Source organism: Streptomyces sp. NPDC102360 (assembly GCF_044766085.1).
Lineage (GTDB): Bacteria > Actinomycetota > Actinomycetes > Streptomycetales > Streptomycetaceae > Streptomyces.
Genome location: NZ_JBIWLG010000011.1, coordinates 51,593 through 78,373, shown reverse-complemented (window position 1 = coordinate 78,373; position 26,781 = coordinate 51,593). Strand labels below are relative to the sequence as shown.

Annotated in this window: 22 protein-coding genes, 1 tRNA gene and 1 riboswitch; of the genes, 18 read left to right on the top strand and 5 right to left on the bottom strand. The window is 70.1% G+C overall.

Annotated elements, in window-relative coordinates; translation table 11 throughout:
* Nucleotides 1-133: 133 nt before the first annotated feature.
* Nucleotides 134-961, bottom strand: a complete 828-nt coding sequence (locus ACIRHA_RS33350) for a DUF4190 domain-containing protein (protein WP_403853618.1) — start codon at nt 959-961, stop codon at nt 134-136.
* Nucleotides 962-1,161: 200 nt separating this feature from the next.
* On the opposite strand from ACIRHA_RS33350, the gene ACIRHA_RS33345 reads away from it, so the two are divergent.
* The 14 genes from ACIRHA_RS33345 to ACIRHA_RS33280 all read left to right on the top strand — a co-directional run bounded on the left by ACIRHA_RS33345 (nt 1,162) and on the right by ACIRHA_RS33280 (nt 18,456).
* Nucleotides 1,162-3,246 carry an N-6 DNA methylase gene (locus ACIRHA_RS33345; protein WP_403853616.1) on the top strand — a complete coding sequence of 695 codons (2,085 nt, stop codon included), beginning with the start codon at nt 1,162-1,164 and terminating at the stop codon, nt 3,244-3,246.
* 273 nt (nt 3,247-3,519) lie between these two features.
* On the top strand, nt 3,520-4,104 hold the full coding sequence (locus ACIRHA_RS33340) for a hypothetical protein (protein ID WP_403853614.1): 585 nt from the start codon (nt 3,520-3,522) through the stop codon (nt 4,102-4,104).
* A complete protein-coding gene (locus ACIRHA_RS33335) occupies nt 4,101-5,645 on the top strand; it encodes a protein kinase (RefSeq protein ID WP_403853612.1) in 1,545 nt (514 codons plus the stop codon). Before ACIRHA_RS33340 ends, ACIRHA_RS33335 begins: the two co-directional genes overlap by 4 nt.
* Nucleotides 5,646-5,788: 143 nt before the next feature.
* Nucleotides 5,789-6,460 (top strand): SurA N-terminal domain-containing protein, encoded by a 672-nt coding sequence (locus ACIRHA_RS33330; RefSeq protein ID WP_403853610.1) that lies wholly within the window; start codon nt 5,789-5,791, stop codon nt 6,458-6,460.
* A 46-nt stretch (nt 6,461-6,506) separates the two neighbouring features.
* Nucleotides 6,507-7,532: a nucleoside triphosphate pyrophosphohydrolase gene (locus ACIRHA_RS33325; protein ID WP_403853608.1), complete on the top strand. Its 1,026-nt coding sequence runs from the start codon at nt 6,507-6,509 to the stop codon at nt 7,530-7,532.
* Between the two features lie 28 nt (nt 7,533-7,560).
* Nucleotides 7,561-8,844 carry a cytochrome P450 gene (locus ACIRHA_RS33320; RefSeq protein WP_403853606.1) on the top strand — a complete coding sequence of 428 codons (1,284 nt, stop codon included), beginning with the start codon at nt 7,561-7,563 and terminating at the stop codon, nt 8,842-8,844.
* Nucleotides 8,845-8,998: 154 nt separating this feature from the next.
* Nucleotides 8,999-10,063 carry a transglycosylase family protein gene (locus tag ACIRHA_RS33315; RefSeq protein WP_403853604.1) on the top strand — a complete coding sequence of 355 codons (1,065 nt, stop codon included), beginning with the start codon at nt 8,999-9,001 and terminating at the stop codon, nt 10,061-10,063.
* A gap of 179 nt (nt 10,064-10,242) precedes the next feature.
* Nucleotides 10,243-10,400: riboswitch (cyclic di-AMP (ydaO/yuaA leader) on the top strand.
* A gap of 4 nt (nt 10,401-10,404) precedes the next feature.
* Nucleotides 10,405-11,121 (top strand): transglycosylase family protein, encoded by a 717-nt coding sequence (locus tag ACIRHA_RS33310; RefSeq protein ID WP_403853603.1) that lies wholly within the window; start codon nt 10,405-10,407, stop codon nt 11,119-11,121.
* Nucleotides 11,122-11,431: 310 nt separating this feature from the next.
* Nucleotides 11,432-12,712: a phosphopyruvate hydratase gene (gene eno / locus ACIRHA_RS33305; protein WP_399237548.1), complete on the top strand. Its 1,281-nt coding sequence runs from the start codon at nt 11,432-11,434 to the stop codon at nt 12,710-12,712.
* Between the two features lie 100 nt (nt 12,713-12,812).
* The gene (locus ACIRHA_RS33300; protein WP_403853601.1) at nt 12,813-13,301 is read left to right on the top strand and encodes a septum formation initiator family protein; all 489 of its coding nucleotides are present in this window, start codon (nt 12,813-12,815) and stop codon (nt 13,299-13,301) included.
* 45 nt (nt 13,302-13,346) lie between these two features.
* Nucleotides 13,347-13,871 carry a DUF501 domain-containing protein gene (locus tag ACIRHA_RS33295; protein WP_403853599.1) on the top strand — a complete coding sequence of 175 codons (525 nt, stop codon included), beginning with the start codon at nt 13,347-13,349 and terminating at the stop codon, nt 13,869-13,871.
* Between the two features lie 250 nt (nt 13,872-14,121).
* The gene (locus ACIRHA_RS33290) at nt 14,122-15,066 is read left to right on the top strand and encodes an exopolyphosphatase (RefSeq protein ID WP_403853597.1); all 945 of its coding nucleotides are present in this window, start codon (nt 14,122-14,124) and stop codon (nt 15,064-15,066) included.
* A 448-nt stretch (nt 15,067-15,514) separates the two neighbouring features.
* Complete coding sequence (locus ACIRHA_RS33285; RefSeq protein ID WP_403853595.1) at nt 15,515-16,927, top strand: NAD(P)/FAD-dependent oxidoreductase; 1,413 nt, start codon at nt 15,515-15,517, stop codon at nt 16,925-16,927.
* Between the two features lie 209 nt (nt 16,928-17,136).
* Nucleotides 17,137-18,456 carry a class I SAM-dependent methyltransferase gene (locus tag ACIRHA_RS33280; RefSeq protein WP_403853593.1) on the top strand — a complete coding sequence of 440 codons (1,320 nt, stop codon included), beginning with the start codon at nt 17,137-17,139 and terminating at the stop codon, nt 18,454-18,456.
* 70 nt (nt 18,457-18,526) lie between these two features.
* Here the strand turns inward: ACIRHA_RS33280 and ACIRHA_RS33275 are convergent, their stop codons facing one another.
* Both ACIRHA_RS33275 and ACIRHA_RS33270 read right to left on the bottom strand, forming a co-directional pair.
* Nucleotides 18,527-21,064 carry an ABC transporter permease gene (locus tag ACIRHA_RS33275; protein ID WP_403853591.1) on the bottom strand — a complete coding sequence of 846 codons (2,538 nt, stop codon included), beginning with the start codon at nt 21,062-21,064 and terminating at the stop codon, nt 18,527-18,529.
* 175 nt (nt 21,065-21,239) lie between these two features.
* Nucleotides 21,240-22,013 (bottom strand): ABC transporter ATP-binding protein, encoded by a 774-nt coding sequence (locus ACIRHA_RS33270; protein ID WP_403853589.1) that lies wholly within the window; start codon nt 22,011-22,013, stop codon nt 21,240-21,242.
* Between the two features lie 381 nt (nt 22,014-22,394).
* On the opposite strand from ACIRHA_RS33270, the gene ACIRHA_RS33265 reads away from it, so the two are divergent.
* From ACIRHA_RS33265 to ACIRHA_RS33255, 3 genes are all read left to right on the top strand, one after another.
* Nucleotides 22,395-22,477 (top strand) — tRNA-Leu (locus ACIRHA_RS33265).
* A 254-nt stretch (nt 22,478-22,731) separates the two neighbouring features.
* Nucleotides 22,732-23,907: a 4-hydroxybenzoate 3-monooxygenase gene (locus tag ACIRHA_RS33260; RefSeq protein WP_403853587.1), complete on the top strand. Its 1,176-nt coding sequence runs from the start codon at nt 22,732-22,734 to the stop codon at nt 23,905-23,907.
* A 145-nt stretch (nt 23,908-24,052) separates the two neighbouring features.
* Entirely contained in the window at nt 24,053-24,955 is a 903-nt protein-coding gene (locus ACIRHA_RS33255) for a Bax inhibitor-1/YccA family protein (RefSeq protein WP_403853585.1), read from the top strand.
* Nucleotides 24,956-25,060: 105 nt separating this feature from the next.
* Here ACIRHA_RS33255 and ACIRHA_RS33250 read toward each other — a convergent pair whose 3' ends face one another.
* On the bottom strand, nt 25,061-25,291 hold the full coding sequence (locus ACIRHA_RS33250) for a DUF4287 domain-containing protein (RefSeq protein ID WP_326019949.1): 231 nt from the start codon (nt 25,289-25,291) through the stop codon (nt 25,061-25,063).
* Between the two features lie 87 nt (nt 25,292-25,378).
* On the opposite strand from ACIRHA_RS33250, the gene ACIRHA_RS33245 reads away from it, so the two are divergent.
* A complete protein-coding gene (locus tag ACIRHA_RS33245) occupies nt 25,379-25,690 on the top strand; it encodes a hypothetical protein (protein ID WP_403853583.1) in 312 nt (103 codons plus the stop codon).
* Between the two features lie 134 nt (nt 25,691-25,824).
* Here the strand turns inward: ACIRHA_RS33245 and ACIRHA_RS33240 are convergent, their stop codons facing one another.
* Nucleotides 25,825-26,643: a hypothetical protein gene (locus tag ACIRHA_RS33240; protein ID WP_403853954.1), complete on the bottom strand. Its 819-nt coding sequence runs from the start codon at nt 26,641-26,643 to the stop codon at nt 25,825-25,827.
* Nucleotides 26,644-26,781 lie beyond the last annotated feature (138 nt).

Below are 26,781 nucleotides of genomic sequence, written 5' to 3'. Positions count from 1 at the left end.
GTGGGCACCCGGGGGCCGGGCCCGGGGTGGCGACCCCGGGGTGGGGCGGGGTTGGGGCCCCCGGGGGCGGGGCCCGGGGGGTGGGGGGGGGCCCGCCTCCACTCCCCCCATTTCCCCCGTTTTCTGAAGCCGGTTACAGCTTCAGGTCCCATTGCGAGCCGTCGTAGTCGAAGCTCGGCGTGATCTCGACGGTCAGGTTCTTCGCGTCCGCCGGGGCGTCGAAGCCGTAGACGACCGTGGCCTTCTTGCCGGGCAGGATCGTGCCCTCGAAGCCCATGGCGACCTTGTCGTCGATGATCTGCTCCGCCTTGGCGCCGTCCTTGCCCGTGCGGGCGTTCGCGGTCAGCAGGGCCGTGTCGAACTTCTCCTTGGAGTCGTTCGTGACGGTGACCGTGACCTTGTAGGTGTGGTTGCCGTTCTTGTGGCCCGCCGCGTACTCGCTCGGGCTGAACGTCACCGCGTTGGAGACGGAGACCGTCAGGTCGTCGTCGTAGACCACGGAGTCGCCCGCGGCGAGCGTCTTGCCCGCGGCCGGCTTGTCGCCGCCCTTGTCGCCCTTGTCCTTCGCGTCGCCGGACGACTTCGCGTCCTTGGCCTTCGTGTCGGACACCGACTTGCTGATCTCGTCGACGGCGTCGTCCACCGCCTTGAACGTCGTGTACGCACCGAAGATCGCGAGGCCCATGGCCGCGAGGCCGAGGATCGTGCCGGTCAGGGCGACGCCCTTGTTCGTGGCCTCGCCGCGCTTGGCCCTGCCGCGCCCCGTCAGGCCCAGGATCAGGGCGATCACGCCGAGGATCCCGGCCAGCCAGAACAGCAGCGGGATCACCCCCGACAATGCGCCGATGATGCCGAGGATCAACGCCGCCGTCCCCAGCCCGTTGCGCGCGACCTGCTGCGGCGGCTGCTGCTGGAACGGCGGGTACTGGGGGTACTGCTGGGGCGGCTGGGTCTGGGACATAGCTGTTCCTCCGTGATGAGAGAAGCCAACTTCCCCCCGGCTTTCCAAGTATCCGGCGGTTGGCTGAGGCAATAACAGCACTGCTTGTGAACCGAGTCAACCCGGTTCACGAAACTTGGCACGCTCACGGCTGTGAATGCGACTCTTACGCGGGACTCTGTATGGTCGGTCGCACAGGCACGTCGAGAGGGGTCGGCCCAGTGCAGGACAACGCGACAGAGGTGACGGCCGCGGGAATCGCCCGGCTCGCCGGAGTGGGACGCGCCGCCGTCAGCAACTGGCGCCGCAGACACGCGGACTTCCCCAGGCCCGTCGGCGGCACCGAGACCAGCCCTTCCTTCGCGCTCACCGAAGTCGAGGAGTGGCTGCGCGACCAGGGCAAGCTCGCCGAGGTCCCGCTCCGCGAGCGTGTGTGGCAGCAGCTCGCGGGCCACCCGGCGGGCCCGGTCGCCGCCCTCCTGCACACGGGCTGCGCCCTGCTGCTCGTCCACGACCGGCCCACGGAATGGCTCGCGCTCACCGCGGCGACCGACAAGGACCGGGACCTGGCCCAGCGCCTTTCCGCCGCCCTCGAAGGCGTCCTCACCCCGCGCTTCGGCCACGCGACGCAGCGGGCCGTCGGCACGCCGTCGCCCGCGGAGCTGCTGCCGTCGGTGCCGCTGCTGCGCGGCGCCGCCGAACTCGCCGCGGAGCTGGGCGCCCGCGGCACCTTCGCGTTCCTGCTCGGCCGGCACCTCGACGCCAACCCGCGCCAGTACACGCTCACCCCGCCAGGCCCCGCCGAACTGATGGCCGCGCTCGTCGGACCCGCCACCACGGCCCTCGACCCGGCCTGCGGCACCGGCGCCCTCCTCGACGCCGTGCGCGCCCACGACCCGCGGCCCGGCCGCACCCTGTACGGCCAGGACGCCTCCGCCGAACTCGCCGCCCTCACCGCGCTCCGCCTCGCCCTCGACGGCAACGGCGGGACGAACGCCCCTGCCGTGCGCACCGCCGCCGCCGACACCCTGCGCGCCGACGCCCTGAGCGACGTACGGGCCGACGCGGTGCTCGCCCACCCGCCGTTCAACGAGCGCGGCTGGGGGCACGACGAGCTGGCCTACGACCCGCGCTGGGAGTACGGCCTCCCCGCCCGCACCGAGTCCGAACTGGCCTGGGTGCAGCACGCGTTGGCGCGCCTGAAGGACGGCGGCAGCGCCGTGCTCCTGATGCCGCCCACCGTCGCGTCCCGCCGCTCGGGCCGCCGGATCCGCGCCGACCTGCTGCGCCGCGGCGCCCTGCGCGCGGTGATCGCGCTGCCCGCGGGGGCCGTGCCGCCCAACAACATCCCGCTGCACCTGTGGGTGCTGCGCCGCCCCGGCGCGGGCGCGCCCGCCGCCCCCGAGCTGCTGCTCGTCGACACGACCTCGCTCGCCGAGTCCGGCGACGTACGGGAGCAGCAGGTGTGGGACGAGGTGCGGGGCACCGTGCTCGACGCCTGGCGCGCCTTCGACCGGGACGGTTCGCTGGAGGAGCGGCCGGGCCTCGCCCGCTCCGTGCCCGTCATCGACCTGCTCGACGACGAGGTCGACCTCGCGCCCGCCCGCCGCCTGCCACCGCCGGCCACGGGCGGCGGCGCCGCGGAGCTGACCGCCGTACGCGAGGAGCTCGCGGACACGCTGCGGCTGGCCACGAAGCGCGCCCCGCGGGCCGTCCCCGACGCCACGGTCCCGGCCCGCTGGCCACTGACCACGGTCGGCGAACTCGCGCGCGCGGGCGCCCTGACACTGCGCACGGCGGCGACCCATTCAGGGGCGGGAGGCCACGCGCGCGTACCCGTGCTCACCGACCACGACGTGCTGACGAGCACCGCTCCCTCCGGGGCGCACGCCGCGGACGACGAGCCCGTGATCCTCGAAGTCGGGGACGTCGTCGTGCCGGTGCTCGGCGGAGCCGCCGCCGTCCGCGTCGTCGACGAGGCGGACGCGGGCGCCGCGCTCGGCAGAGGCCTGGCCCTGCTGCGGCCCGCACCGGCCGCGCTCGACCCGTGGTTCCTCGCCGGCTTCCTGCGCTCCACCGCCAACAACCGCCAGGCGTCCAGCTACGCCTCCACCGCCACCCGCCTCGACGTCCGCCGCCTCCAGCTCCCACGCCTCCCCCTGTCAGAACAGGCGGGCTACGGCGAGCGATTCAAATCCCTCGCGGCCTTCGAAGACACCCTCCGCCACGCCTCCCGCCTCGGCGAACAACTCGTCCAGGCCCTCCACGACGGCCTGACTGCCGGTACATTGCCGCCGACCGATTAAGCCCCCTGCGGCGATTGAGCAGCGGGGTCCGGGGCAGAGCCCCGATCTTTTGGAGACCCGCCGGCGCTTGAGGCACGGGTCCGGGGCGGAGCCCCGTGGCGTAGGACCGGCGCAGCGCCACCGGAAGCAACCGTTCCGCACAAACCCGGTGTGAGCGGAGCGACATCCGTTCCGTACAACCCCGGGCCGGTTGTCCGAGTCCGCCTATACGCTCGAAGGAACCGGCATCACATTGCCGCATGTTCCACCCCGGACAAGTGACCAGGAGCTGCCATGTACGGGCCCGGCGCGCCGCCACCCCGACGCGAGAGCGCCGGCGCGGCCACCACCCTGAGGGTGCTGTTCCCCGCGCTGTCCGTGCTGACCTGCGGCCTGCTCTCCTGCGCCCCGCTGTTCCGCATCGCGACCCTGCGCCGCAGACCGCTCGACTGGGCCCTGGCCATCGCCTCGTTGCCGGTCAGCATCACGCTGTTCGCGATCATCGGCTCACTGCCGGAAGAGGACACGCGCACCGACGTCGCCCTCGCCCTGCTGCTGCTCCTCGCACTGGGCAGCGCCGTGTACTTCCTCGTCTACGACATCCGCAGGTCGCAGACCGCGCCGACACTGAGCCCGTACGCACCGAGGACACCGCCCGCTTACGGCCACCCGCAACCGCAACAGCCCTGGCCCACCGCACCCCCGCAGTCGCACGCGATGCCCACCCAAACCATGGGCACGCCCACGCCCACACCTCCCCCCACCCCGCCGCCCGCGCCCCCGCGGAACCAGTCCCCGCCCCCACACCGCATCGACCAGGTCCGCGCCGAGCTGGACGAGCTGAGCGACTACCTGCGCAAGCAGGACGGCGGCCAGTGACCGGGCAGCCCGCTTCCCCGGCGGACGGCGCCCGCGTCGTCGCCGGGCGCTACGAACTCTCCACGCTCATCGGCCAGGGCGGCATGGGCCAGGTCTGGACGGCGTACGACCAGCGCCTCGACCGCCGCGTCGCCGTGAAACTCGTACGCCCCGACCGGGTCGCCGGCGCCGAGGCCGACGAGCTGCGCCGCCGCTTCCTGCGCGAATGCCGGGTCACGGCCCAGGTCGACCACCCCGGCCTCGTCACCGTGCACGACGCGGGCGCCGAGGGCGACGAGCTCTACCTCGTCATGCAGTACATCGACGGAGCCGACCTCGCCGACCACCTCGCCGAGCACAGCCCCTTCCCCTGGCCCTGGGCGGTCGCGGTCGCCGCGCAACTGTGCGCCGTGCTCTCCGCCGTGCACGCGGTGCCGATCGTGCACCGCGACCTCAAGCCACGGAACGTCATGGTCAAGCAGGACGGCACACTCACCGTCCTCGACCTCGGCGTCGCCTCCGTCCTCGACACCGACACCACCCGCCTCACCCACACCGGATCGCCCATCGGCACCCCCGCCTACATGGCGCCCGAACAGGCGATGGGCGGCGCCGTCGGCCCGCACACCGACCTGTACGCGCTCGGCGTGCTGCTGCACGAACTCCTCAGCGGCGACGTCCCGTTCGCCGGCACCACCGCCCTCGGCATCCTCCACCGCCACCTCTACGAGGCCCCCGTACCGGTCCGCCAACTGCGCCCCGAAGTGCCTCAGGCCCTGGAACACCTGGTGCTTCGCCTGCTCGCCAAGGACCCCCAGGACCGACCGGCCTCCGCCCAGCAGACGTACGAGGAACTGCTCCCGCTGCTGCCCGCGCGCGGCGTGCCCACCGGACGCCCGCTCGATCCCACCCGCCCCTTCCTGCGCCCGCACGCCCCCTGGCCCGACCGCGCCGTCACCCCGGCGCCGCAGCCACCAGGAACCGACCTCCAGGGCGACCGCCCCGACGTGGCACGGGCCGTCGACGAGGTGAAGGTGCTGCTCGGCGAGGGCCGCATCACGCAGGCCGTCGACATCCTCGGCGCGATCCTGCCCGCCGCGGCCGCCCAGCACGGCGAGCACTCACCCGTCGTCCGCACCCTGCGCAAGCAGTACGCGGCCACCCTCATGGACGACGGCCAGTACCGGCGTGCCCTGCCCGAGCTGCGCCGACTCGCCGACGAACGTGCCGCGGAGGCCGGCCACGCCGACCCGCAGTCCCTCCAGTTCCGCTACGAAGCGGCGCAATGCCTGGAAGCCCTCGGCGAACCCGCCGCGGCCCTCGCCGAATACCGCTCCCTCCTCCCGTACTACGAGAACCAGTACGCGACCACGGACCTCAGGCTCGCTCTCGAAGTGCGCCGCCGCATCGGCCAGTTGCTGCTCTCCGTGGGCGACAGGGGCGCGGCCCACGAGACGCTGACCCGGCTGCTGCACGACGCCGAACGGCTGCACGGAGTCGGCCACCCGTTCCCGGCGGAGGTGCGCCGCACATTGCAGTGGCTGGGCCAGGTGCGCGGCTGACTCCGGGTACGTCCGCCGCCTCCGGTACTCAACTCCTGGCGAATCGTTGTCGAATAGGTGGCCTAGCAAGCGGCCACTGCCTAACATCGATCACCGCATGACTTTGTGCACCGAAGCACAAACTCTTCGCAGGGAGGCCCACCTTGCACCGCCGCAACAGCCGCCGCACCGCGCTCGTCCTGTCCGCCGCCGCCATCGCCGCCGTCCCCGCCCTGACCGCCTGCGGCAGCGAAGCGCACCCCGGTGCCGCGGCCGTCGTCGGCGGCCAGCGGATCACCGTCTCGCAACTGGAGAGCCGGGTGAACGAGGTGCGGGACGCGCAACAGACCGCCACCAAGGACACCGCCCAGTACGAACAGGCCATCGCCAAGACAGGCGGCCTCACCCGCAACACGCTGCACACGATGGTCCTCGACCGGGTCCTGCACCGCGCCGCCACCGACGCGGACATCTCCGTCACCCGCAAGGAGATGCAGAGCATGCGCTCCGGCCTGGAGCAACAGGCCGGCGGCTCCCAGCAGTTGGAGGTCGCCTGGCTGCAGCAGTACAACATCCCGCCGAACCGGCTCACCGAGAGCCTGCGCACGGAGATCGAGGCGCAGAAGCTGTCGACCGCGCTCGGCGCGGACATGCAGACCCCCCAGGGCAAGGCCGTCTTCTGGAAGGCACTCTCCAGCGCCTCCAAGGAGCTGAACGTCGACCTCAACCCCCGCTACGGGACCTGGGACGTCACCAAGAACAGCCGGGTCGACGCCAAGACCCCCTGGCTGCGGCAGATCACCAAGGAAGCCCCCGCCGAGCAGCAGACGGCGTAGACCCGGGGGAGGCGGGGTTGTCAGTGGCCTGGGTTACGTTCGAGGGGTGAACGAACCCGAGGCGCACGACCACCACGCCCCCGCCGACGCAGGCGACACCGTCGGCCGCGTCGTCCTGCTCACCACCAGCCACCGGGTCGCCCCCGGGCTCCTCTCCTGGCAGGCGTGGCAGACGCTGCGCACGGCCGACGAGGTGCTGTGCGCCGACGCCGCGCACCCGCAGCTGCCGTACGTGAAGGACGCGGGCGTCCAGGTCACGATCGCCGCGCCCACCGCCCGCGAGCTCGTCGACCGCTGCGCCGACGGCGGGCGCACGCTCGTCGTCCTCGCCACCGCCGAGGGCGACCGGCAGCTCACGGACGGCCTGGCGCGGCTCGCGGGCTCGGGCCGCGAACAGATGCCGAACCTCGAACTGCTCCCCGGCTCCTACGACCTGCCGGGCGCCCGCCTCCTCGACCTCGTCCAGGTCATGGACCGCATCCGCCGCGCATGCCCCTGGTCCAAACAGCGCACCCACGAGGACCTCGCCAAGTACACGATCGAGGAGGCGTACGAGCTGGTCGAGGCCATCGAGACCGACGACAGGGACGAACTGCGCGAGGAACTCGGCGACGTACTCCTCCAGGTCGTCTTCCACGCGCGCATCGCCGAGGAGGCCTCGGGGGAGTCCGAGGAAGAGGCCCCCTTCTCCATCGACGACGTCGCGGGCGGCATCGTCGACAAGCTCATCCACCGCCACCCGCACGTCTTCGGCGACGACACCGCCACGACCCCCGAAGAGGTCAAGGAACACTGGCTGCGCACCAAGGCGGAGGAGAAGCGCCGCGCCTCCGTCACGGACGGCGTCCCCCTCGGCCAGCCGTCCCTCGCCCTCGCCGCCAAACTCGCCTCCCGAGTACGTACGGCGGGCCTGGACGTGCCGGCCCCCACGGGAGACGGCATCGGCTACGAACTCCTCACCCTCGCCCTGCGCGCCGAGGCCGAGGGCGTGGACCCGGAGGCGTCACTCAGAGCCGCCGCCCGCACCTACCGGGACGCGGTGCGGACCACCGAGGGACTCGCCGCCCCATAGATGACTGGAGGGCGGTTACGGTCAGGTGGTGACCGAGAGCCCCACCCCCTCCAGCGCCCCCGAACTCTTCAGCTGGGAGTTCGCAAGCAACCCGTACCCCGCCTACGCCTGGCTGCGCGAGCACGCCCCCGTGCACCGCACCACGCTGCCGAGCGGCGTCGAGGCCTGGCTGGTCACCCGGTACGCGGACGCCCGCCAGGCGCTCGCCGACCAACGGCTCAGCAAGAACGCGGACCACCATGACGAGCCGAGCCACGCCAAGGGCAAGACGGGCATCCCCGGCGAACGCAAGGCCGAGCTGACCACCCACCTCCTCAACATCGACCCGCCGGACCACACCCGCCTGCGCCGCCTCGTATCGAAGGCGTTCACCCCGCGCCGCGTCGCCGAATTCGCGCCGCGCGTCCAGCAGTTGACGGACGACCTCATCGACGCCTTCGCGGCCAAGGGCGAAGCCGACCTGATCCACGACTTCGCCTTCCCCCTCCCCATCTACGCCATCTGCGACCTCCTCGGCGTCCCCCGCGAGGACCAGGACGACTTCCGCGAGTGGGCGGGCATGATGATCCGCCACGGCGGGGGACCGCGCGGCGGCGTGGGCCGCTCCGTGAAGAAGATCCGCGCCTACCTGGCCGAACTCATCCACCGAAAGCGCAACGAGCCGGGCGACGACCTCATTTCCGGCCTGATCCGCGCCTCGGACCACGGCGAGCACCTCACGGAGAACGAGGCCGCGTCACTCGCCTTCATCATCCTGTTTGCCGGGTTTGAGACGACCATCAATCTCATCGGCAACGGCGCGTACGCCCTGCTCACTCACCCCGGCCAACGCGAGCGTCTGCAGCAGTCCATCGCGGCGGGGGAGACGGGCCTGCTGGAGACGGGGATCGAGGAACTGCTGCGCTTCGACGGGCCGGTGGAGATGGCCACCTGGCGGTTCGCCAGGGAGCCGCTGACCATCGGCGGCGTGGAGATCGGCGTCGGCGACCCGGTTCTCGTCGTGCTCGCCGCCGCCGACCGCGACCCGGCGCGCTTCACCGAGCCCGACACCCTCGACCTCTCCCGCCGCGACAACCAGCACCTCGGATACGGACACGGCATCCACTACTGCCTCGGCGCCCCGCTCGCGCGCCTGGAGGGGCAGACCGCTCTCGGCACGCTCCTGACGCGCCTGCCGGACCTGCGACTTGCGGTGGAACCTACCGATTTGCGGTGGCGTGGCGGGCTCATCATGCGTGGACTGCGCACGCTCCCGGTGGAGTTCACGCCGCGTCAGAATCCGGCCGGAGCTGACGGGCCGTCAACAATGTGACTTTCACGTGATCTACGCCTGATCGACTTGTGACAGGCGTTCGAGTGCAGCTACGTTCACGGATCATCGCGACACGCGCACAACTGGTTCCACTTTCACCATCCGTCGCACGCAGTACGCACGTAGCAGCATCAGTCTCGCGAAAGGCAACCGCATGCTCTCCGGGAACGGTCGACACCGTCGCCCCCGTCAGGCCCCTGCTCTCGTCGTCGCCGTCGGAGTCACCGGCAGCGCCATCGCGATCCCGCTGTTCGCCGCGAGCGGCGCGAGCGCCGCGACCACGCAGGCGTGGGACAAGCTCGCCGAGTGCGAGAGCGGCGGGCAGTGGAGCCTGGACGCCGGTAACGGCTACTACGGCGGCCTCCAGTTCACGCAGGAGAGATGGGAGCAGTACGGGGGGCTCGACTACGCCCCGCGTGCCGACCAGGCCAGCCGCTCGCAGCAGATAGCCGTCGCCGAGAAGGTTCTCGACGACAAGGGCGTGAGTGCCTGGCCGATGTGCTCGCTCACCGCGGACCTCACCAAGGACGACGATTCGGCGGACGTCGATCCGGGCGTGTCCGCGTCGCCGCAGCCGTCGGAGTCGTCATCCGACTCGTCGTCCGACTCGTCATCCGAGTCCGCGTCCGAGCCCTCCGGCACCGATGCCGACAACAAGTCGGACGAGGGCGCCGATGGTGAAGCCGACAAGGACGCCGACAAGACGGGCTCCGCGGACGCGACAGACAGCGCGACCGATTCGGCCGATTCAGCCGATTCGGGAGACAAGGGTCACGACGAAGCCGACGACTCCCATGTGTCGGGCGATACCTCCGGTAACACCGGTGACAAGGCCGAGGAGTCCTCGACCCCCTCAAGTGACAAGTCCCACGCGCCTTCTGACGACGCCGCCCCCGAGACGGCCCCGCCGTCCGCCTCCCCCTCCGGCGAGGCGTCGGACGACACCACGTCCGGCCGCCACCGCGGCGACCGCGCCGGCGACGACGGCTCCGACTCCCGTACGGGAGAGGGGCGTCACGCCTCGCGCGACGACAAGCGCGACGGTGACACGTACGAGGTCCACGCCGGCGACAACCTCTGGGACATCGCGGAGGCTCAGAACGTGCACGGCGGGTGGGACGCGCTCTATGAGCGGAACAAGGAGACGGTAGGTACCGACCCAGACCTCATCCTTCCTGGTCAGAGCCTGGATCTTGGGGACGTAACGGACAAAAACTAAAGGGAGTTCGGGCTGGTTGAGGGGTTTTGTCCGATGTCGATCGAGTGAGACATGGGTCTCAAAGCCCCTGATCGACTTTGAAATCGGACGGATCGACCGCTTACGTTCGTGACCGCTCGCTTCAGCGGGCCCCGATGGACGTCACGCCGAATCCTGCCAACGTCCGTACGGGAACAGTCGACGCGTAAGCGCCGTAGGCAGGAGCGGGGGACCCAGGTAAGCCGCCCATCCGGAAAACCGGACGGGCTTGGGGTTAAGCAGCGCACAAGGATGCGCGGCCGGACACTCACTGGTCCGAACCCGACAGCTCACCTCGCAGGCGTCGGTGAGGGGATATCTCCATGCTGTTTTCGTCCAAGAGCAAGCACCGCCGCCCGTCCAAGGCCATTCGCGTCGCCACGCTCGGCGGAGTCGCCGCTGCCGCCGTCGCCGTGCCGCTGATGGGTGCCACCTCGGCCTCCGCCGCCACCACGTCCGAGTGGGACCAGGTCGCGCAGTGCGAGTCCGGTGGCAACTGGTCCACCAACACCGGCAACGGTTTCTACGGTGGCCTGCAGTTCTCGTCCTCCACCTGGTCCGCCTACGGCGGCGACCAGTACGCCTCCACCGCCGACCAGGCGTCCAAGGCGCAGCAGATAGCCGTCGGCGAGAAGGTTCTCGCCTCCCAGGGCAACGGTGCCTGGCCGAACTGCGGCTCGGGCCTCTCCTCCACCCCGAACGAGGGTGGCGGCGACGACTCGTCCGCGCAGCAGCAGGCTCCGAAGCAGGAGACCCAGCAGCGCGCCGACCGTTCCGAGCAGCGCCAGCAGCCGCAGCAGCAGGAGGCCCCGAAGCAGGAGGCCCCCAAGCAGCAGGCTCCGAAGCAGGACACCGTCACCACCCCGACCGGCAACAAGGTCGAGAAGGGTGACGGCGAGTACAAGGTCGAGTCCGGTGACACCCTCAGCAAGATCGCCGAGGCGCACCACACGACCTGGCAGCAGCTGTTCGAGAAGAACAAGGACATCGTCAAGGACGCCAACCTGATCTACCCGGGTCAGCAGCTGCACCTCAGCTAAGACGTCCGGCCCCGCGCAGGGGCCACCCGGTCCGCACAGGACCACCACCAGGTACGGGCTCGGCATCGGCGGACGCCGAGCCCCGCCGCACCCCGTCCCCACGGGCCGCTCACTTCGGCGACCTCCCTCCCGGCACAGCCGGGAGGGAGGTCGCTGTTTTTGTTCCGTTAAGGAACATTTCGCTGTCGGCGTTGTCCAAGAGACGGGCGTTCGGATGGCCGATGCCCCCGGGCCGGTTACGCTCAGGGGGGCGGGACCCGTTGTCCGACGGTGCCCGCGAAGCTTCGTCACATCCAAGAAGGAGATGCTCGTGCCGTCCATCGACGTCGTCGTAGCCCGGGAAATCCTGGACTCCCGAGGCAACCCCACGGTCGAGGTCGAGGTCGGCCTCGACGACGGCAGCACGGGTCGTGCTGCCGTTCCGTCCGGTGCCTCCACCGGTGCCTTCGAGGCCATCGAACTCCGCGACGGTGACCCCAACCGTTACCAGGGCAAGGGCGTCGAGAAGGCCGTCCTCGCCGTCATCGAGCAGATCGGCCCGGAGCTCGTCGGTTACGACGCCACCGAGCAGCGCCTGATCGACCAGGCGATGTTCGACCTGGACGCCACCGACAACAAGGGCTCGCTCGGCGCCAACGCCATCCTCGGCGTCTCCCTCGCCGTCGCGCACGCCGCCTCCGAGGCCTCCGACCTGCCGCTGTTCCGCTACCTCGGTGGCCCGAACGCGCACCTGCTGCCGGTCCCGATGATGAACATCCTGAACGGTGGGTCCCACGCGGACTCCAACGTCGACATCCAGGAGTTCATGATCGCCCCGATCGGCGCGGAGTCCTTCTCCGAGGCCCTGCGCTGGGGCGCCGAGGTCTACCACACGCTGAAGAAGGTCCTGAAGAGCAAGGGCCTGGCCACCGGCCTGGGCGACGAGGGCGGCTTCGCCCCGAACCTGGGCTCGAACCGTGAGGCCCTCGACCTGATCCTCGAGGCCATCAAGGAGGCCGGCTACGTTCCCGGCCAGCAGATCGCCCTCGCGCTCGACGTCGCCGCCTCCGAGTTCTACAAGGACGGCAAGTACCAGTTCGAGGGCAAGGAGCGCTCCGCCGCCGAGATGACGGAGTACTACGAGGAGCTCGTCTCCGCGTACCCGCTCGTCTCCATCGAGGACCCGCTGTACGAGGACGACTGGGCCGGCTGGAACGTCATCACCGAGAAGCTGGGCGACAAGGTCCAGCTCGTCGGCGACGACCTCTTCGTCACCAACCCGGAGCGCCTGGCCCGCGGCATCGAGGAGAACTCGGCGAACGCCCTGCTCGTGAAGGTGAACCAGATCGGTTCGCTGACCGAGACCCTGGACGCCGTCGAGCTCGCGCAGCGCAACGGCTTCAAGTGCATGATGTCGCACCGCTCGGGCGAGACCGAGGACGTGACGATCGCGGACCTCGCCGTCGCCACGAACTGCGGCCAGATCAAGACCGGCGCCCCGGCCCGCTCCGAGCGCGTCGCCAAGTACAACCAGCTGCTGCGCATCGAGGAGATCCTCGACGACGCCGCGGTGTACGCCGGCCGCAGCGCCTTCCCGCGCTTCAAGGGCTGACGCTCGCCGTGAGGCAGTAGGCAGTTCCGTACGTCCCCGCACTCGGTCCCGTACCGTGTGCGGGGACGTACGTACGTGAGCGGGGAGGCGGGAGCAGGCGATGCCCGGAAAGGTCCGAAACAGGGACTCCAGAGATCGCTTCTCGACGGCCACCCGCCTGCGTGTACTGGGCGAGCAGACCGCCGAGCGCGTCTACCGCTCGCAGAGCAAGCGGCAGGCCCGCCGCTCCCGGCTCACGGGCCGCGCGGCGCTCCTCGCCCTCGTCCTGTGCACCCTCGTGGTCGCGCTCGCGTACCCGATAAGGCAGTACGTGTCGCAGCGCGGCGAGATCGAGGACCTGCGGCTCCAGCAGCAGGAGGCCAAGGAGCGCGTCGACAAGCTGCGCGACCAGAAGGCCCGCTGGCAGGACGACGCGTTCGCCGAGCAGCGGATCCGGGAGCGCCTGCACATGGTGATGCCGGGCGAGACCGGCTACGTGGTGCCGAGCGAGCGCACCGCCGCCGAGCGCGCCGAGCAGGGCGCGGAGGACCGCCCCTGGTACTCCAACGTCTGGGACGGCGTCGACAAGGCCGACCAGGCGGACAATTGACGTTCACCGCCGACAACTGACAATCACTGAAGGAACACCCCAGCGATGGAAACGCCCCCGCCGCAGACCGAGCCCACCGCGCCCACGGACGCCGACATCCAGGCGTTCAAGGAGCAGCTGGGGCGCCCGCCGCGCGGCCTGCGCGCCATCGCGCACCGCTGCCCCTGCGGCAATCCGGACGTGGTCGAGACGGCCCCGCGTCTGGAGGACGGCACCCCGTTCCCGACGACGTACTACCTCACGTGCCCGCGTGCGGCGTCGGCGATCGGGACGCTCGAGGCCAACGGGGTGATGAAGGAGATGACGGAGCGCCTGGGGACGGACCCGGAGCTGGCCCGTCAGTACCGTGCGGCCCACGAGGACTACATCGCGCGCCGTGACGCCATCGAGGTCCTGGAGGGCTTCCCGAGCGCGGGCGGCATGCCGGACCGGGTGAAGTGCCTGCACGTGCTGGTCGGCCACTCGCTGGCCGCGGGGCCCGGTGTGAATCCGCTGGGCGACGAGGCGATCGCGATGCTGCCGGAGTGGTGGCGCAAGGGCGCCTGCGTCACGTCCGAGTCCACCGACTGACCTCCTCTTCCCCCACCCCGCCCCTTCCCGAAAGTCCCGCCGGACGGGCCGCCTCAATCGCCGGCGGGGCTTGAGAAGCAGGCCCTGCCGGGCGGGCCTCCTCAATCGCCGGAGGGGCTCCATTGGAGCCCCTCCGGCGATTGAGGAGGGGGGTCTGGGGCGCAGCCCCAGGGACGGGACGGGAAGGGGCGGCGGGGGCGATTCCCCCGTATCGCCATCATCATCACCACGACCACAGGAGATCACCGTCATGACCAGGGTCGCTGCCATCGATTGCGGCACCAACAGCATCCGGCTGCTCGTCGCGGACGCGAACCCGGAGACCGGTGAACTCGTCGACCTGGACCGTCGGATGACGATCGTCCGGCTCGGCCAGGGCGTCGACAAGACGGGCCGCCTCGCCCCGGAGGCCCTGGAGCGGACCTTCGCGGCGTGCCGCGAGTACGCCGAGGTCATCAAGGACCACGGCGCCGAGCAGCTCCGCTTCGTGGCGACATCCGCCTCCCGCGACGCCGAGAACCGCGAGGACTTCGTGAGCGGCGTCCTCGACATCCTGGGCGTCGAGCCCGAGGTCATCACCGGTGACCAGGAGGCGACGTTCTCCTTCACGGGTGCGACGAAGGAACTCACCGGCCGGGCCGACCTGGACAAGCCGTACCTGGTCGTCGACATCGGCGGCGGGTCCACCGAGTTCGTCGTCGGCGACGACACCGTCCGCGCGGCCAAGTCCGTCGACGTCGGCTGTGTGCGGATGACGGAGCGCCACCTCGTCGCCGAGGACGGCACGGTCACCGACCCGCCCACCGCGGCGCAGATCGAGGCGATCCGCCAGGACATCGGCGAGGCCCTCGACCTGGTCAACCAGACGGTGCCGCTGACCTCGGCGCGCACGCTGGTGGGCCTCGCGGGCTCGGTCACCACGGTGGCCGCGCTCGCCCTCGGCCTGAGCGAGTACGACTCGGCGGCGATCCACCACTCCCGGATCTCCTTCGACAAGGTCGCCGAGCTCACCGACTGGCTGCTGACGTCCACGCACGACCAGCGCGCGCTGAAGCCGGTCATCCACCCCGGCCGGGTCGACGTCATCGCCTCCGGCGCGCTCGTGCTGCGTCTGATCATGGAGTGGACCGGCGCGCGCGAGGTGGTCGTGAGCGAGCACGACATCCTCGACGGGATCGCCTGGTCCATCGCTTGAAGCGGGCTCGGAAACGGGCCCCGAAAAGGCCCGGAAAAGGTCTCTCCTGAGCGCCCCGCGCAGCGTCTGAGCGCCCCGCGGGGCGCTTCCCGCACCCCGCCACGACACCCTGTCGGGAAAGTTCGTGAACTTCTTCACAAGGAAATCGGCCCACTTGGAGGCTGTTACGCGAACTCAGACCCGTTCGGGGGCTCGCAGGGGCCCGCTCGCGGGGCGCGCGTGGGGTTGCCGCAGTGTTGCGAGCCGGTTGCGGACCGAAGTGGTCCAGTACCGCCAAATGCTCACTATGGCTGCTCAAGAGGGGTGAGCAACGTCTGGGGCGATGCGGTGGTTCCCCCGGAGTGTCATGACATGGGTCACGTGGGCGGCGCAGTGTAGCAGAGGGGACCTACAAGCTTGTGAAGGGGCGCACGAGCGACCCCCTCCAGTCGGGTGGATACTCGATGGCATGAGCACCACGGAGCGTCCCAGGATCCTCATTGTCGGAGGTGGGTACGTAGGCCTGTACGCGGCGCGTCGCATCCTCAAGAAGATGCGCTACGGCGAAGCGACCGTCACGGTCGTGGACCCGCGCTCGTACATGACGTACCAGCCCTTCCTCCCCGAGACCGCCGCCGGCAGCATCTCGCCGCGCAACGTCGTCGTCCCCATGCGACGCGCTGTGCCGGGTGCCGAGATTCTCACCGGCCGCGTCACCTCCATCGACCAGGACCGCAAGGTCGCCTCCGTCGCGCCGATCGTCGGCGAGGCGTACGAGGTTCCCTTCGACTACCTGGTGATCGCGCTCGGCGCGGTCTCCCGCACCTTCCCGACGCCGGGCCTCGCCGAGGCCGGTATCGGTATGAAGGGCGTCGAGGAGGCCGTCGGCCTGCGCAACCACGTCCTCGAGCAGCTCGACAAGGCCGAGTCGACCACGGACGAGGAGATCCGCCGCAAGGCGCTCACCTTCGTCTTCGTCGGCGGTGGCTTCGCGGGCGCCGAGACCATCGGTGAGGTCGAGGACCTGGCGCGCGACGCGGCCAAGTTCTACAAGAACGTGAAGCGCGAGGACATGCGCTTCGTGCTCGTCGACGCCGCCGACAAGGTGCTGCCCGAGGTCGGCCCGGAGCTCGGTGTCTACGGCCGCAAGCACCTGGAGTCCCGCGGGATCGAGGTCTACCTCTCGACGACGATGCCGTCCTGCGTCGACGGTCACGTCGTCCTGAGCAACGGCCTCGAGGTCGACTCCAACACCATCGTGTGGACCGCCGGCGTCAAGCCGAACCCGGCCCTGGCCCGCTTCGGTCTGCCGCTCGGCCCGCGTGGTCACGTGGACACGCAGGCCAGCCTCCAGGTCGCCGGCAGCGACTACATCTGGGCCGCGGGCGACAACGCCCAGGTTCCGGACCTCGTCGGCCGTGCGAACGGCAACCCGAACGCCTGGTGCCCGCCGAACGCCCAGCACGCGATGCGCCAGGCCAAGGTCCTCGGCGACAACGTGGTCTCGGGCATGCGGGGCTTCCCGCAGGGCGACTACAAGCACGCCAACAAGGGTGCGGTGGCGGGCCTCGGCCTCCACAAGGGCGTCGCGATGATCGTCATGGGCAAGATGAAGATCAAGCTCAAGGGCCGTCTCGCCTGGTACATGCACCGTGGCTACCACGGCATGGCGATGCCGACGTACAACCGCAAGATCCGTGTGATCGCCGAGTGGACGATCAACATGTTCCAGAAGCGCGACATCACCGCGCTCGGCGCCCTGGAGACTCCGCGCGAGGAGTTCTACGAGGCCGCCAAGCCGGCGCCGAAGCCCGCGGCGGAGACGCCGAAGGCCGACGACAGCGCGGCGAAGAAGGTCGAGGAGAAGGCCAAGGCCTCCTGACCTGCAGTTGATTCACCCCGAAGGGGCCGCTCGCCATCCGTGGTGCGGGCGGCCCCTTCGGCGTTGCCGCACCGATTTACATGGTGGCTACAGGTATTTTGCCGTTCCGTGACCGGGAAACGGGACTGCGCAGGGAGCCTGTCGGTGTTTACGTGGTGTTGAACCGTTCCGGGATTTCCGAGAATCGTCTCGTCACGGAGGTGTCCGCCATGCAGAACGCCGCACAGCGGCTGAAGAATGTCGCCGAGCAGTTGTTCGGCGTCGAACTCCCGGTGCGCCTGCGCGCTTGGGACGGCTCGGAGGCCGGTCCTCCGGACGCCCCCGTGCTCATCGTCCGCAGCCGTCGCGCGCTGCGCCGGCTGCTCTGGAAACCGGGTGAGCTGGGTCTCGCCAGGGCCTGGGTGGCCGGCGACCTGGATGTGGAGGGGGACCTGTACGCGGCCCTCGACCGGATGGCAGGGCTCATCTGGGAGCGGGACCCCGACGCGGCCGAGGAGGAGTCCAGAAGCCTCGCGAAGGCCCTCAAGGACCCCAAGGTGCGCGCCGCGGCCAAGGAGCTGGTGAAGCTCGCCGGCACCCCGCTGCCGCCTGCCCCGCCGCCCGAGGAGATGCGCAGGGGTGGCCGTCTCCACCTGCACACCAAGGGCAGCGACAAGCAGGCCATCAGCCACCACTACGACGTGGGCAACGACTTCTACGAGCTGGTCCTCGGCCCGTCGATGGTCTACTCGTGCGCCTATTGGGAGTCGCCCGAGGCCGGTCTCGAATCGGCCCAGCGCGACAAGCTGGAGCTGATCTCCCGCAAGCTGGACCTGAAGCCCGGTATGCGGCTGCTCGACGTGGGCTGCGGCTGGGGCTCCATGGCGATCCACGCCGCGCGTGAGCACGGCGTGGGCGTCGTCGGTGTGACGCTCTCCCAGGAGCAGGCCGCGTACGCCAGGAAGCGGGTCGCCGACGAGGGTCTGACCGACCGCATCGAGATCCGCGTCCAGGACTACCGCGACGTGCGCGACGGTCCGTACGACGCGATCTCGTCCATCGGTATGGCCGAGCACGTGGGCGCCGAGCAGTACTTGGAGTACGCGTCCGATCTGCACGCCCTCCTCAAGCCCGGCGGGCGGCTGCTCAACCACCAGATCGCGCGGCGGCCGCAGCGGGACGAGTCGGCGTACGAGGTCGACGAGTTCATCGACGCGTACGTCTTCCCCGACGGGGAGCTCGCGCCGGTCGGCTCCACCACGGGGCAGCTGGAGCGGGCCGGATTCGAGGTGCGGGACGTCGAGGCGATCCGCGAGCACTACGCGCTCACGCTGCGCCAGTGGGTCAGGAATCTGGAGGCCCGCTGGTCCGAGGCCCTGAAGCTGGTCAGTCCCGGCCGGGCCCGGGTCTGGCGGCTCTACATGGCCGCGTCCGCGCTCAGCTTCGAGCGCAACCGCATCGGGGTCAACCAGATCCTCGCGGTGCGCACACCGGAGAGCGGGGCGTCCGGGATGCCGCTGCGGGCGCGCACCTGGAACGTCGTCAGTTAGCCGGTCCTGTACGTGACTTGGGGCGCATCCACAGCGGCGGATGCGCCCCAAGTTCGTCACTCCCTTACGGCTACTCGGACTTGATCGCCGCGAGCATGTTCAGCCGGGCCGCGCGGCGGGCCGGCCACAGGGCCGCCAGGATGCCGACGGCCGCGGCGAGCGCGAGGAAGATCCCCATCCGGCCCCAGGGCAGGATCAGTTCGTACGTCGACATGCTGTTGCCGATGAGCTGACCTGCCGCCCAGCCGAAGAACACGCCGAGGCCGATGCCGAGCACGCCGCCGAACAGGGAGATCACCAGGGACTCCAGGCGGACCATCCGCTTGATGCCCTTGCGGTCGATGCCGATCGCGCGGAGCATGCCGATCTCCTGCTGGCGCTCGAAGACCGACATCGCCAGGGTGTTGATGACGCCGAGCACGGCGACGATGACCGCCATGGCGAGCAGGCCGTAGAGCATGTTCAGCATCAGCGTGAACATCTGGGCGACCTCGTTGGAGATGTCCTGGCGGTCCTGGATCTTGACCGCGGGGTTCTCGCCGAGGGCCTTGGTGAGCTTGTCCTTGGTGGCGTCGGAGGCGCCGCCCGACATCTTCACCATGACCTGCATGTCGGTGACGTTCTTGGTGTGCGGATCGAGGGTGGGGGAGTCGATCATGATGCCGCTCATCATGTCGTTGGACTCATAGACACCCGCCACGGTCAGCTGCTGCTTCTTGTCGTCCTCGTAGGTGACGGTGAAGTGCGAGCCGGCCGTCCAGTCGTGGGCCTTCGCGGTCTTGTCGTCGACGACGACGTTCGTGCCGCCGACCTTGAAGTCACCGCTCTTCATGGGGAGATCGGCGAGCCGGTCGATCGTCCTGCCGTTGACGCCGGACAGGTTCTCGAAGTCGCGGCCGATCACCGAAGGCGCGTTGGACATACCGCTGACGGCGGTGACGCCCGAGGTCTCGTCGAGGGTCTTGCGGACGTCGGAGGAGAGCCCGCTCCCGTTCGCCATGGAGACGACGTAGTCGGCCTTGATCGAGTCGGCCGCCATCTTGTTGATCGCCGACTGCACGCTGCCCGCGATCACCGTGAGGCCGGTGATCAGGGTCAGGCCGATCATCAGCGCCGACGCGGTGGCGGCGGTGCGGCGCGGATTACGCACCGAGTTGAGGCGGGCCAGCTTGCCGGAGATGCCGAAGGCGCGCAGGACCGGGGCCGCGAGGGCGATCAGCGGGCGGGACAGCAGCGGCGTCAGGATGAAGACGCCGATGACGAGGAGCGCGGCGCCGAGGGCCATCGGTGCCTGACCGGCGTCGCCCTTCATCGTGGTCGCCGCGAGCACGGCGGCGATGCCGGCGGCCGAGACGAGCGAGCCGAGCGTGTTGCGCAGGATCAGGGACTTGGCCGTCGGGGCGGCGTGCACCGCGTTCATCGCGGCGACCGGCGGGATCTTCGCGGCGCGGCGGCCCGGCAGCCAGGCGGCCAGCATCGTGATGAGGACGCCGACGACCAGCGCGGAGACGATCGTGCTGCCGGAGACGACGAGCGGTCCGTCCGGGATGACCGCGCCTGTCGAGCCGATCAGGGACCGCATGCCCGCGCCGATCCCGATGCCGGCGGCCAGACCGGCGACGGCGGCGACGGCGCCCACGACGAACGCTTCGAGCAGCACCGAGCGGGTGACCTGGCGGCGCGTGGCGCCGACGGCGCGCATCAGGGCCAGTTCCTTGGTGCGCTGGGCGACCAGCATGGTGAAGGTGTTCGCGATGATGAAGATGCCGACGAAGAGCGCGACGCCCGCGAAGCCGAGGAGCAGCTTCTGCATGGAGCTCATCGACTCGGAGATCATCTTGGCCTGCTCGTCGGCGAGCTGCTGACCCGTCTTCATCTCGACGGTGCTCTTGGCGAACGCGGTGTCGAGCCCGGCCCGCAGCTGGTCCTGGCTCGTGCCGGCGGCGGCCCGCACGTCGATCTCGTCGTACGCGCCCGGCTTGTGGAAGAGCTGCTGCGCGCTCGCCGTGTCGAAGAGGGCGAGGGAGCCGCCGGCCGCGACGTTGCCGTCGTCGGTGGTGAAGATTCCGGTGACGGTCGGGGTCAGGACAGGCCCGTCGATGGACATGCGCACCTGGTCGCCGACCTTGTAGCCGGCCCGCTTGGCGGTGTCCGCGTCGAGGGCGACCTGGTTCTTGCCGTGCGGGGCGGTGCCGTCCTTGAGGGGGTAGCGGGAGTCCGGGTTCTCCGAAGTGCCCGAGTAGTTGCCGCCCTTGGTGGAGAAACCGTTGCCGACGGCCTTGCCGTTCTGGTCGGCGATGGCGGCGTACCCGCAGAGCACGCCGTACGCGGAGGCCGCGCCCGGCACGCTCCGCGCCTTCTCCAGGGACGACTCGGTCAGCTTGGCCTCCTCGCCGACCTTGTCGTCCCCGCCGTCGATGTAGCCGGGCGTGAGGGCCACGTCGACGTGGTCGAAGCCCTTGGCCGAGGACTTCTCCATGGCGCCGGAGATGGTGTTGGTGAAGACGAGGGTGCCACTGACGAAGGCGACGCCGAGCATGACGGCGAGCACGGTCATCAGGAGCCTGGCCTTGTGCGCGAATACGTTGCGCAGGGCTGTTCGGAACATGGGTCTACTCAGTCCTGGGTGAGGGCGGGCACATCAAGCCCCTGCGCCGATTGGTCAGCGGAGGCCGGGCACATCAAGCCCCTGCGGCGTTCGAGGCGCGGAGGTGAGGCACATCAAGCCCCGCCGGCGATTGAGGCGCGGGGTCCGGGGCGGAGCCCCGTGAGCGGCGGAGTGCTCAGCTCGTACGCCCCTTGGCGTCGAACTGCTTCATCCGGTCGAGGACGGAGTCAGCCGTGGGCCCGTACACCTCATCCACAATCCGCCCGTCCGCCAGGAACACCACACGGTCCGCATACGCCGCCGCGACGGGGTCATGCGTGACCATGACCACGGTCTGCCCCAGCTCCCGCACGGAATTGCGCAGGAAGCCCAGAACCTCCGCCCCGGACCGCGAGTCAAGGTTCCCCGTGGGCTCGTCACCGAAGATGATCTCGGGCTTGGAGGCGAGCGCACGCGCCACCGCGACACGCTGCTGCTGCCCGCCCGAGAGCTGCGAGGGCCGGTGCCCGAGGCGCCCGGAGAGGCCCACCATCTGGATTACGTTCTCCAGCCACTGCTTGTCGGGCTTGCGGCCCGCGATGTCCATGGGGAGCGTGATGTTCTCCAGGCCGGTCAGCGTCGGCAGCAGGTTGAACGCCTGGAAGATGAAGCCGATCTTGTCCCGGCGGAGCTTGGTGAGCTGCTTGTCCTTCAGCGACCCCAGCTCGGTGTCGCCTATCCGGACGGACCCGGAGGAGAACGTGTCGAGGCCCGCGACGCAGTGCATCAGCGTCGACTTGCCGGAACCGGACGGGCCCATGATCGCGGTGAACTCGGCCTGCCGGAACTCGACGGAGACCTGGTCGAGCGCGACCACCTTGGTCTCGCCCTGTCCGTAGATCTTCGACAGATCCGTGGCGCGGGCCGCGGCCGTGGTGGTGGGCCGGCCCGCGAGCGGGGTGGTGGTCACGGAAGGGTGCTCCTGTCGGTCTGGGGTGCTGTACGGGGACGCTTCCATCGTCGCGGCCGATCCGGCCCGGAAGGTCAGCCGCAGCTCTCGTTCCGGAGGGCGACTTCGGAGGGATCGGGGAAGCCCGAGTCATACCTGGGGATGACCCCGGCCCCTGAGAGGCGCCGAGCCGTGCTGCGCGGAGCGGGCCGGTGAAATTCCGTCAATCCGTGGGAACCCGTCCCTGGCGGCGACAGCGCTCCCGGCAGGTGTTGATGGGCCCCGGCGTGTGCTGATGCACCCTCAGACGTCAATAAAATAAGACAACGTGGGGACGTACTTCCGCTGATCGGGGGACGCCGCCGGATAGGCTCGGAACGTCGACGCGGAGCCCCACAGCCTGCCCGGATGGTGGAATGCAGACACGGCGAGCTTAAACCTCGCTGCCCTTAACGGGCGTACCGGTTCAAGTCCGGTTCCGGGCACCTCCGAACCTTCCCCTCCGCCCGCGTCGCGGACCCCAACCTCCTTTGCCCTCAGGGGTGTTGGCGCGCCTTCACCCGGCTCCCGTGCGGCCCGACCGGCCCGGGGGCCCTCGCGACCATTGACACCCGCCCCGCTCGGGGCGAGGATCCGCACATCACTCATGAACGAAAGTTCACCAGGCGAACGCGATGCCAGGTGAACACGAACACGGCACCACAGGCGAACGAACGCAATGACGCGAGAGGGATCCCGTATGCGCACCACCGTCGGCATCATCGGAGCGGGCCCGGCCGGGCTGCTCCTGGCCAGGCTCCTGCACAACGCCGGCATCGAATCGGTCGTCCTGGAGAGCCGCGACCGCGCCTACGTAGAACAGCGTCAGCGCGCCGGAATCCTGGAGCAGGGCACCGTGGACGTGCTGCGCGAGGCCGGTGTCGGCGCGCGCATGGACCGCGAGGGCCTGCCGCACGACGGTGTAGAGCTGCGCTTCGACCGGCGCCGGCACCGCGTCGACTTCCCCGCACTGACCGGCGGCAAGCAGGTCATGGTGTACGCGCAGACCGAGGTCTGCAAGGACCTCATCGCGACCCAACTGGCCGACGGAGGGCCCCTGTTGTTCGAGGCGGAGGCGCTGGCGGTCGAGGGCGCGGACACCGGGAGCCCTCGCGTCCGCTTCCGCCACGAGGGCAAGGAGCAGACCCTCGACTGCGACTACGTAGTGGGCTGTGACGGCTTCTGGGGCGTGGCGCGCAAGGCCGTCCCGGAGGAGCTCTCGCGGACGTACGAGCGCACCTACCCGTACGCCTGGCTCGGCATCCTCGCCGATGTGGCTCCCTCCCACGACGAGCTGATCTACAACCGCTCCGACCGCGGCTTCGCCCTGATGTCGATGCGCTCCCCGCACGTCACGCGCGCGTACTTGCAGGTTCCGGTCGACACCGACCCGGAGTCCTGGTCCGACGACGAGATCTGGGCCGAGCTCGACCGCCGCCTGGAGGTCGACGACCCGGCCTGGCGCCTCGCCCGCGGCCCCATCACGTCGAAGTCCGTCACACCCATGCGGTCGTACGTCCATGAGCCGATGCGGCACGGCCGCCTCTTCCTCGCCGGTGACGCGGCGCACATCGTCCCGCCGACCGGCGCCAAGGGCCTCAACCTCGCCGTCGGCGACGTCATCACCTTCGCCCGCGCCCTCACCGCGTACGTGGAGAAGGGCGACACCGAAGCGCTCGACACGTACTCCGAGACCTGCCTGCGCCGCGTCTGGCAGGCCGAACGCTTCTCGTACGCGATGACGACGATGCTGCACCGCGCCCCCGACGCCACCGCCTTCGACGACAAGATCCAGCTGGCCCAGCTGGACCGCGTGACCACGTCGAAGGCGGCCGAGACGGACCTGGCCGAGGCGTACACCGGATTCCCCGTATGAGGGGCCGGAAGGCGGAACACAGAGGGTGCACGGGACGTTCCTCGTAACAGGATGGGAAAGATCCTCCCTGAGCACTAGGGTCGTATCTTTGCCAGACCATTACTCTTGATGGCAAGGCCATACAGGGTGGCCATGGAGGAGTGAAATGAGGAGCAGCAACCCGGTCTTCTCGCGACGGGGGTTCAGCCGCGACAACGGCTACGCGCAGTTCAACGCGAACGCGCAGCAGCCGCAGGCCGGGGGCCCCGCTGTCGGCACGGCCCAGGGCGGCCCCTACGCCCAGGCCCCCGCCGGCAACCCGTACGCGCAGAACCCCTACGCGCAGCAGGACGTCCAGTACGGGGCTCCGCAGGCGCCCACCACCGGCCGCATGACGATCGACGACGTCGTCACGCGCACCGCCACCACGCTCGGTCTGCTGATCGTGACAGCTGCGCTCTCCTGGGCGCTGCTGCCGGTCGACGAGGCCAACATGGGCAAGTCGTACGGCATCGCGATCGGCGCGGGTCTCGTCGCGATGGTCCTGGGCTTCGTCCAGGCCTTCAAGCGCAAGGCGTCCCCGCCGCTGATCCTGGCGTACGCCGCCCTTGAGGGCGTCTTCCTCGGCGTGCTCTCGAGCATCGTCGACACGTACATCGCCCCCGGCGCGGCCATGCAGGCCGTGCTCGGCACGATGGCCGTCTTCACGGCGGTCCTCGTCGCGTACAAGGCGGGCTGGATCCGCGTCAACCGTCGCTTCTACGGCTTCGTGATGGCGGCGGCCCTCGGCTTCGTGCTGCTGATGGGTGTCAACCTGCTGTTCGCCGTCTTCGGCGGCGGCGACGGCCTCGGCTTCCGCAGCGGGGGCCTCGGCATCGTGTTCGGCATCCTCGGCATCCTGCTCGGTGCCTGCTTCCTCGCCCTGGACTTCAAGCAGGTCGAGGACGGCATCGCGTACGGCGCCCCGAAGGAAGAGGCGTGGCTCGCCGCGTTCGGTCTCACCATGACGCTGGTGTGGATCTACATGGAGTTCCTGCGGCTCATCGCGATCCTGCAGGGGAACGACTAGGCGTAAACGACTGGGCGTACAGCCGCCCGACGGTCAGAGGCCCGCGCACCTTTTCGGTGCGCGGGCCTCTTGCCGTGAGGAGAGGGTTGTGAAGGGGAGTGGGCGCTAACGGAATCGCCGTGCGGCGCGCCTCAGGTCGTACTCGTGGATGATCGCTTTCGCGTGGCCGTACGCGAGATCGTGCTCGCCACGCAGCCAACTGACCTTCTCTTCGAAACGAAGGAAGCAGGGGCCTTCTTCGACGGTGCGCATCCAGTCGCCGAGTTCACGACCGGTGCAGTGGGGGATGCGAGCCAGCAGATTGCGGTGGGTCTCCTCGGAGAAGACTTGGGACATCGGCGCCTCCGGAACGCTTCGATGTGGCCGGTCCTTCACGCCACCGTGCCTGAGCGTTGGGGCCTTGTAAACAGCTACAGTCGGCGCGTGCTTGATACGACGCCTTTGACCGCAGCAGTGGATCAGTTCGCCGATCGGCTCAGGGCCGCGCCGCAGAGCAGATTGCAGCGGGGTGCCGCCGCGGAGGCGCTGGCGCTGGCCAGGGAGCTTTCGGGGCGGTCCCAGAAGTTGGACGAGCCCGGTGTGGTGGTGCGGGAGATGCCCGACGCGGGGATGTTCGCCGCGGCCGACCAAGTGACGGTCGCGGGCCGCGACTTGGCGGTTTCCCTCCGGGAGGCGGGGGAGCTGGCGGAGGCGGTGGACCTGGTCGAGCAATCCATGAAGCGAGCCGGGGTCTAACGGCCGGGGCTCCGCCCCGGACCCCGCTGCTCAATCGCCGCAGGGGCTTGAAATGCCCAGACCGCCGCACATCCAGCCCCGCCGGCGTTTGAGGCGCGGGGTCCGGGGCGGAGCCCCGAGGGTGCAACCACGGTTCAGGCCGAAGCTATGACCCGGTCCGCCAGGATGTAGACGCTGCCGTCGCCGCACTCGAAGGTCAACGCGTACGCACCGGAGACACCCGAGCCGCCGAGCAGCACCGGCGTCTGGCCCGCACGCAGGGCGGACGCCAACTGCTCCGCCGTCTCCCGGTGACCCGGGGTCATGCAGAGCGTCGTGCCGTCGGTGAACACGTACACGTCGAGCGTGCCGAGCGGACCGGGGCGGACATCGGCGAGGGCGGTCCGGGTCTGCGCCAGCTCCTCGAGGCACTGCACCGTCCGCTCGTGGTCGCCCACGACCGGCGACTGGACCGGAACGAAATCGGGGTGCGAGGGGTGCCTGCGGCGGGCCGCGGCCAGCTCGGGCGACTCCTCGACGACCTCGTCGAGGGCGGCCGTACCGGCGAACTCGTCCTCCGGCTCGAGCGCGTGCTCCCCGAAGGGCTCCAGGCCCACGAGGTCCGCCTGACGCGGCAGGAACATGTCGTCGCCGAGCGCGCCGCCCGCCAGGAACGGCGGCAGCTCCGAGCTGTCCCGCGCCTCCTGGGCGGCCCAGAACGCCCGGGCCTCCGCCAGCTCGCGCTCCCGCTCCTCGGCGAGGGCGTCGGCGACGGCGTTGCGTATCGCCTCGGCGTCCGGCGTGCTGCGGGCGGCGGGGACGCCGGGAAGCGCCTGTACGGCGCGATCCCTGCTCAGCTCGTCGCGCAGCTCCGAGACCTGTCGGCGCAGACCCCTGACGTGCTGCAGGGTGGCGACACCGACGGCCGTGGCAGCGGCCGTGGCGAGCACGAGGACACTTATGGCGGCAGGCATGGCGCTCACTGACGTACTCCCGGTTTCAAGTCGACCCCCGACTTCCTACATCAGCTTGAAGCCTGGACGAACCAGCTGTCAGTGCATTACGTCACGAAACGGACAGGTCTTTTGGCGGGTGTTTAGCACCGGTATGGG

What these genes read in the sequence shown, in the direction of transcription:
- ACIRHA_RS33350 (WP_403853618.1), bottom strand. Translation starts at nt 961, where the DNA reads ATGTCCCAGACCCAGCCGCCCCAGCAGTACCCCCAGTACCCGCCGTTC.
- ACIRHA_RS33340 (WP_403853614.1), top strand. Translation starts at nt 3,520, where the DNA reads ATGTACGGGCCCGGCGCGCCGCCACCCCGACGCGAGAGCGCCGGCGCG.
- ACIRHA_RS33315 (WP_403853604.1), top strand. Translation starts at nt 8,999, where the DNA reads ATGCTCTCCGGGAACGGTCGACACCGTCGCCCCCGTCAGGCCCCTGCT.
- ACIRHA_RS33310 (WP_403853603.1), top strand. Translation starts at nt 10,405, where the DNA reads ATGCTGTTTTCGTCCAAGAGCAAGCACCGCCGCCCGTCCAAGGCCATT.
- ACIRHA_RS33300 (WP_403853601.1), top strand. Translation starts at nt 12,813, where the DNA reads ATGCCCGGAAAGGTCCGAAACAGGGACTCCAGAGATCGCTTCTCGACG.
- ACIRHA_RS33295 (WP_403853599.1), top strand. Translation starts at nt 13,347, where the DNA reads ATGGAAACGCCCCCGCCGCAGACCGAGCCCACCGCGCCCACGGACGCC.
- ACIRHA_RS33290 (WP_403853597.1), top strand. Translation starts at nt 14,122, where the DNA reads ATGACCAGGGTCGCTGCCATCGATTGCGGCACCAACAGCATCCGGCTG.
- ACIRHA_RS33285 (WP_403853595.1), top strand. Translation starts at nt 15,515, where the DNA reads ATGAGCACCACGGAGCGTCCCAGGATCCTCATTGTCGGAGGTGGGTAC.
- ACIRHA_RS33280 (WP_403853593.1), top strand. Translation starts at nt 17,137, where the DNA reads ATGCAGAACGCCGCACAGCGGCTGAAGAATGTCGCCGAGCAGTTGTTC.
- ACIRHA_RS33275 (WP_403853591.1), bottom strand. Translation starts at nt 21,064, where the DNA reads ATGTTCCGAACAGCCCTGCGCAACGTATTCGCGCACAAGGCCAGGCTC.
- ACIRHA_RS33260 (WP_403853587.1), top strand. Translation starts at nt 22,732, where the DNA reads ATGCGCACCACCGTCGGCATCATCGGAGCGGGCCCGGCCGGGCTGCTC.
- ACIRHA_RS33255 (WP_403853585.1), top strand. Translation starts at nt 24,053, where the DNA reads ATGAGGAGCAGCAACCCGGTCTTCTCGCGACGGGGGTTCAGCCGCGAC.
- ACIRHA_RS33250 (WP_326019949.1), bottom strand. Translation starts at nt 25,291, where the DNA reads ATGTCCCAAGTCTTCTCCGAGGAGACCCACCGCAATCTGCTGGCTCGC.
- ACIRHA_RS33240 (WP_403853954.1), bottom strand. Translation starts at nt 26,643, where the DNA reads ATGCCTGCCGCCATAAGTGTCCTCGTGCTCGCCACGGCCGCTGCCACG.